This is a genomic window from Pseudacidovorax intermedius (genome assembly GCF_001476815.1).
GTDB classification, from domain to species: domain Bacteria; phylum Pseudomonadota; class Gammaproteobacteria; order Burkholderiales; family Burkholderiaceae_C; genus Xenophilus; species Xenophilus intermedius_A.
On record NZ_LDSL01000218.1, the window covers coordinates 1 to 6,337 of the forward strand.

The following is a 6,337-nucleotide window of genomic DNA, read 5'->3' on the forward strand; positions in this document are numbered from 1 at the left end:
CAGCGCCGCGCGCCGCCAGCCCGTGTAGTCGCCCGCCGGCCCCTCATGCCCGCCGCCGCCCCGTGCGGCGGGCGCACCCATAAAATGCCCGGTTCCCTGCGCCGCCGCTGCGATTGCCGCCCGGCCTGCCTTCCTCCCGCACCATGCTGACCTTCCAACAGATCATCCTCAAGCTCCAGGCCTACTGGGACGCCCAGGGCTGCGCCCTGCTGCAACCCTACGACATGGAAGTGGGGGCCGGCACCAGCCACACCGCCACCTTCCTGCGCGCCCTGGGCCCCGAGCCGTGGAAGGCCGCCTACGTGCAGCCCAGCCGCCGCCCCAAGGACGGCCGCTATGGCGAGAACCCCAACCGGCTGCAGCATTACTACCAGTTCCAGGTTGTGCTCAAGCCCGCGCCCTCCAACATCCTCGAGCTCTACCTCGGCAGCCTGGAGGCCCTGGGCTTCGACCTCAAGAAGAACGACGTGCGCTTCGTCGAGGACGACTGGGAGAACCCCACGCTGGGCGCCTGGGGCCTGGGCTGGGAGGTCTGGCTCAATGGCATGGAGGTGACGCAGTTCACCTACTTCCAGCAGGTGGGCGGCATCGACTGCCGCCCGATCACGGGCGAGATCACCTATGGCCTGGAGCGCCTGGCCATGTACATCCAGGGCAAGGAAAGCATCTTCGACCTGGAATACGCCCCGGGCGTGACCTACGGCGACATCTACCACCAGAACGAGGTGGAACAGTCGACCTACAACTTCGAGCATTCCGACGCCGACTTCCTGTTCACCGCCTTCGGTGCGCACGAGAAGCAGGCCAAGCACCTCATGCAGGAAAAGCTGGCGCTGCCGGCCTACGAGCAGGTGCTCAAGGCCGCCCACACCTTCAACCTGCTGGACGCGCGCGGCGCCATCAGCGTGACCGAACGCGCCGCCTACATCGGCCGCATCCGCAACCTGGCCCGCGCCGTGGCGCAGAGCTACTACGACAGCCGCGAGCGCCTGGGCTTCCCGCTGGCACCGCGCGAATGGGTCGCGCAGATTCCCAAGAAGAACAACGAGTCCACCGCCGCCGGCGAGAAAGCCGGAGCCTGAGCCATGAACGCCACGTCCTCGCATCCCAGCCTGCTCGTCGAACTCTTCGTCGAGGAACTGCCGCCCAAGGCGCTCAAGAAGCTCGGCGACGCCTTCGCCGGCGTGCTGCGCGACCAGCTCGTCGCCCAGGGCCTGGCCAGCGGCGCTTCGGTGCTCACGGCCTATGCCTCGCCGCGGCGCCTGGCTGCGCATCTCACGAACGTTGCGCCGCGCGCCGCCGACAAGGCCGTGTCGCAGAAGCTGATGCCGGTCAGCGTCGGCCTGGATGCCGCCGGCCAGCCGACGCCCGCCCTGGCCAAGAAGCTCGCCGCGCTGGGACTGGTTGCGTCGGCCGCCGCCGGCCTGCGCCGCGCGCCCGACGGCAAGGCCGAGGCCCTATTCCATGACAGCACCGTGGCTGGCGCCACCCTGGCCGAGGGCCTGCAGAAGGCGTTGGCCGAGGCCATCGCCAAGCTGCCCATCCCCAAGGTCATGAGCTACCAGCTGGAAGCCCGCTGCGAGCTGCCCGGCTGGAGCAGCGTGAGCTTCGTTCGCCCCGCCCACGGCCTGGTGGCGCTGCATGGCGCCGAGGTGGTGCCCGTCACCGCCCTGGGCCTGGAGGCCGGCCGCGACACCCACGGCCACCGTTTCGAGGCCGCGGTCGATCCGGTCGTGCTGCGCGATGCCGACCACTACGCGCTGCAGCTGGAGGAAGAGGGCGCCGTCATCGCCGGCTTCGAGGCCCGCCGCGCCGAGATCGCCCGCCAGCTGGCCGCTGCCGCCCTGGCCGTGGGCAACGGCTGCGAGCCGATCCGCGACGACGCCCTGCTGGACGAGGTCACGGCCCTGGTCGAGCGCCCCAACGTGCTCACCTGCAGCTTCGAGCAGGAATTCCTGGGCGTGCCGCAGGAATGCCTCATCCTGACGATGAAGGCCAACCAGAAGTACTTTCCGCTGCTGGACGCGCACGGCCGGCTGACGCACCGCTTCCTGGTGGTGAGCAACATCCGCCCCGACGACGCCAGCGCCGTCACCGGCGGCAACGAGCGCGTGGTGCGCCCGCGCCTGGCCGACGCCAAGTTCTTCTTCGACCAGGACCGCAAGAAGACGCTCGAATCGCGCCTGCCGCTGCTGGACAAGGTGGTCTACCACAACAAGCTGGGCACGCAGGGCGAGCGCGTGCAGCGCGTCGTGGCCATCGCCAAGGCCATCGCCGCCCAGCTGGGCGACAGTGCCCTGGCGGCCCAGGCCGAGCAGGCCGCGCGGCTGGCCAAGACCGACCTCGTGACCGACATGGTGGGCGAATTCCCCGAGCTGCAGGGCACCATGGGCCGCTACTACGCCCTCAACGATGGCCTGTCCACGGCCGTGGCCGATGCCATCGAGGACCACTACAAGCCCCGCTTCGCCGGCGACGAACTGCCGCGCGGCCCGGTCGGCCTGGCGGTGGCCCTGGCCGACAAGCTGGAGACGCTGGCCGGCATGTTCGGCATCGGCAACCTGCCCACCGGCGACCGCGACCCCTTCGCGCTGCGCCGCCATGCGCTGGGCGTGGTGCGCATGCTGATCGAGCGCGACCTGCCGCTGGAACTGCCCGCGCTGATCGACATCGCGCTCGGCGCCATGGGCCCGCTGGCCACCGACGCCAACGCCCGCACCCAGCTGCTGGACTTCATCCAGGACCGCTTGGCCGGCAGCCTGCGCGAGCAGGGCGCCAGCGCGCAGGAGGTCGACGCCGTGCTCGGCCAGCGCCCGCCGCGCCTGGCCGAGGTGCCGCGCCTGCTGGCCGCCGTGCGCGCCTTCGCCCGCCTGCCCGAGGCACCGGCCCTGGCGGCCGCCAACAAGCGCATCGGCAACATCCTCAAGAAGTCGCCCGAGGCCGACGCCCACGTCACCGAAGGCCTGCTGCGCGAGCCGGCCGAGCAGGCGCTCTACCAGGCCATGCAGCAGGTGGTGCCGCAGGCCGACGCGCAGTTCGCCGCCGGCGACTACACCGCCTCGCTGCAGACCCTGGCCGCGCTGCGCGCACCCGTCGACGCCTTCTTCGACGGCGTGATGGTCAATGCCGACGAGGCGGACCTGCGCCTGAACCGCCTGGGCCTGCTGGCGGCGCTGCACCGGGCGATGAACCGTGTGGCGCTGCTGGAGCGCCTGGCCGCCTGATCGCGCCGCCGCCCTTCGTCCTTCAACCCGCGAGTCCACCCCCATGCCCGAGAACGCCCGCCAGCAGCAGCGCAGCCAGGCCCTCAAGCTGGTGATCCTGGACCGCAACGGCAGCATCAACGAGCACCGCGACGACTTCGTCAAGAGCGACACCGAGTGGACGCCGCTGCCCGGCGCGCTCGAAGCCATCGCGCGGCTCAACCAGGCCGGCTGGCACGTGGTGATCGCGTCCAACCAGTCGGGCCTGGGCCGCGGCCTGTTCGACGTGGCCTCGCTCAACGCCATGCACGCCAAGATGCAGAAGATGCTGACCACCTTCGGCGGCCGCATCGACGCCATCTTCTACTGCCCGCACAGCCCCGAGGACGACTGCGACTGCCGCAAGCCCAAGCCCGGGCTGTTCCGTCAGATCGGCGAGCGCTTCGGCATCGACCTGCGCGGCGTGCCCACGGTGGGCGACAGCCTGCGCGACCTGCAGGCCGGCGCCGCCGCGGGCTGCGAGCCGCACCTGCTGCTCACCGGCATGGGCGCCGCGTGCCGCGGCGTGCATCCGCTGCCGCCGGAATTCCCGGCCGGCACGCAGGTGCACGAGGACCTGGCCGACTTCGTCCGCTTCCTGCTGGCGCGCGAGGCGCATGCGGCGCCTGCGCCCATCCCCTCGCGCGGCTGACGCGCGCGGCCTCTGCGGGTCCATGTCCCTCCGCCGCGCCACCCTGCGCCGAGCCTGCTGACGCCGCGCATCCCGCTTCTTCCACCTTCCTCCCCCGCTCCCGATGGCCTTTCTCCGTTCGACCCTTCACGTGCTGTGGATGGCGGTCACCGTCGTCCCCTACGCCATCGCCCTGCTGGGGGCCTCGCTCTTCGTGCGCGGCGAGCCGCTCTACCGCATCGCCGCCGCCTGGCTGGGCGTCGCCATCGGCGGTGCGCGCTGGATCCTCGGCATCCGGCCCGTGGTCATCGGCATGGAGAACCTGCCGCAGGACAAGGAGGCCGGCGCCGTGCTGCTGGTCAAGCACCAGTCCACCTACGAGACCTTCCTGATGCCCACGCTCATGCCGCATCCGCTGGCCTACGTGTTCAAGAAGGAGCTGCTCTACGTGCCCTTCTTCGGCTGGGCCATGTCGCGGCTGGACATGGTGCACATCGACCGCAAGCAGCGCACGCAGGCCTTCCAGAAGGTGGTGGCGCAGGGCAAGAAGCTGCTGGCCAAGGGCGTGTGGATCATCATGTTCCCCGAGGGCACGCGCATCCCGCGCGGCGAGGTCGGCCAGTACAAGACCGGCGGCACGCGGCTGGCGGTGGAGACCGGCGCACCGGTCATTCCCATCGCCGTGACCTCGGCCCGCTGCTGGCCGCGCAAGGCCTTCGTCAAGACGCCGGGTACGGTGCACGTGTCCATCGGCCCGGCCATCCCCAGCGCGGGCCGCAAGGCGGACGAACTCATGGTCGAGGTGCAGGCGTGGATCGAGGCCGAGATGCGCCGCCTGGACCCGGAGGCCTACCGCTGAAGGCGAAGAACGGCCCGGCCGGCGGGGTGCAGCGGCTGCTGCAGCTGACGCTGGACCTGTTCGGCGATGGGCCCGCGCCCGCCGTGCCCGCTGCGCCGGCGCGCCCCGGCGGCCCGCGTGCGCCCGGGACATCCGCAGGCGCCAAGGGGCGCGAGCCGTTGCCCGGCACCGCCGCCCTGCCGCCATTGGGCAATACCCCGCTGCCAGTGCCGCCCGGTGCCGGCGCCGCGCCCGCCGGTGACCCCGCGCTTCGCCCCGCGCCCGGCGGGCCCGACGGCCGCACGCTGGTCTTCACCCATCCCCGGGCCTCGCGCGAGATTGTGCTCGGCGACGCCCGCATCGCCTATGCCTTCGACCGCGGCCATCGCCGCACCATCGGCTTCTCGGTCGGCACCGAGGGTCTGGCGGTGCGCGCGCCGCGCTGGGCCGCGATCCGCGACGTGGAGGCCGCCCTGCACGAGAAGGCCAACTGGATCCTGCGCAAGCTGTCCGAGGCGCGCCAGCGCGAGGCGCGGCAGGAGGCTGGCCGCATCGCCTGGTGCGACGGTGCGCAGCTGCCCTTCCTGGGTCGCCTGGTCACCCTGCGCCTCGACCCCACCGACCGCCAGGCCGGTGCCGGGGGGCTGCTGGACGTGGGCGACGGCAGCGCGGACGCGCCGCAGCTGCTGCGGCTGGCGCTGTCGCCCGACGTCGGCGAGGCCCGCATCCGCGACGCGGCGCAGGCCTGGCTGACGCGGCAGGCGCGGCGCGTGTTCACCGAGCGGCTGGCGCATTTCGCGCCGCAACTGGGCGTGCAGTGGACGAAGCTTTCGCTGTCCAACGCCGCGACCCGCTGGGGCAGCGCCAGCGCGGACGGCTCGATCCGCCTCAACTGGCGGCTGATCCACTACCGGCTGCCGATCATCGACTACGTGGTGGTGCACGAGCTGGCGCACCTGCGGGTGATGGACCACAGCCCGCGCTTCTGGGACGAGGTGGGGCGCGTGCTGCCGGACTATGCGCAGCGCCGGCAGGTGCTGAAGGACGAGCCGGCGCCGCGCTGGGGGTGAGGCTTGGCTTCGGCCAGTCCGGGTTGTGTCCGGCCGGGTCCGTGGTGCGCTGGGTCTGTTCGGCCAGGTCCGGTTGGGTTCGGTTCGGGGTGCGCGCCGGCGCCGGGCCCAGGGCGCGCGGGCTCATACGGGGTCGGTCGGCCCTGCGGGCCGACTGCGCTGCGGTGCTCGGATGGACGGGCTGCGCGGCAGAACTCGCTACGCGCTGACGCGCTTCGCTCAGACAACTTCCGCGAGTCAGATCACGAAGCAGGCCTGTCCTTCGGCAGGCCTGCAGCCCGTCCATCCTGCGCGCCTCGCCGACCCCGAAATCGCCCGCGCGCCCTGGGCCCGGTGCCGGCGCGTGGTGACCGGCGTTGGTGTTCTGGGACCGTCTGCGCTTGCTCCCTCACCCCTCGCGGGAGAGGGTTGGGGAGGGCTGGAGAGAGGGGGCGCGGTGTCACGCAAGAAGCGCAGTGGTGGTTTGACACCCCCTCTCCCCAACCCCTCTCCCGCGAGGGGAGAGGGGCTCAGGTGCACGACGCACATGCGCGTCGATCAACCCCAACGCAGGCAC

The 6,337-nt window shown here is 71.9% G+C and carries 5 protein-coding genes; all 5 read left to right on the forward strand.

Annotation, left to right across the window (positions count from 1 at the left end):
- Positions 1 to 143 precede the first annotated feature (143 nt).
- Entirely contained in the window at positions 144 to 1,082 is a 939-nt protein-coding gene (gene glyQ, locus NS331_RS24470) for a glycine--tRNA ligase subunit alpha (RefSeq protein WP_058644524.1), read from the forward strand.
- Positions 1,083 to 1,085: 3 nt separating this feature from the next.
- Complete coding sequence (glyS, locus tag NS331_RS24475; protein WP_058644521.1) at positions 1,086 to 3,224, forward strand: glycine--tRNA ligase subunit beta; 2,139 nt, start codon at positions 1,086 to 1,088, stop codon at positions 3,222 to 3,224.
- A gap of 43 nt (positions 3,225 to 3,267) precedes the next feature.
- Entirely contained in the window at positions 3,268 to 3,894 is a 627-nt protein-coding gene (gene gmhB / locus NS331_RS24480; protein WP_058644522.1) for a D-glycero-beta-D-manno-heptose 1,7-bisphosphate 7-phosphatase, read from the forward strand.
- A 103-nt stretch (positions 3,895 to 3,997) separates the two neighbouring features.
- Positions 3,998 to 4,732: a lysophospholipid acyltransferase family protein gene (locus NS331_RS24485; RefSeq protein WP_058644523.1), complete on the forward strand. Its 735-nt coding sequence runs from the start codon at positions 3,998 to 4,000 to the stop codon at positions 4,730 to 4,732.
- Between the two features lie 26 nt (positions 4,733 to 4,758).
- On the forward strand, positions 4,759 to 5,781 hold the full coding sequence (locus tag NS331_RS24490) for a M48 family metallopeptidase (protein ID WP_153013035.1): 1,023 nt from the start codon (positions 4,759 to 4,761) through the stop codon (positions 5,779 to 5,781).
- Positions 5,782 to 6,337: the final 556 nt, after the last annotated feature.

Bases quoted from the DNA above. Each gene is read 5' to 3' on its own strand.
- glyQ (WP_058644524.1), top strand. From the start codon at position 144: ATGCTGACCTTCCAACAGATCATCCTCAAGCTCCAGGCCTACTGGGAC.
- glyS (WP_058644521.1), top strand. From the start codon at position 1,086: ATGAACGCCACGTCCTCGCATCCCAGCCTGCTCGTCGAACTCTTCGTC.
- gmhB (WP_058644522.1), top strand. From the start codon at position 3,268: ATGCCCGAGAACGCCCGCCAGCAGCAGCGCAGCCAGGCCCTCAAGCTG.
- NS331_RS24485 (WP_058644523.1), top strand. From the start codon at position 3,998: ATGGCCTTTCTCCGTTCGACCCTTCACGTGCTGTGGATGGCGGTCACC.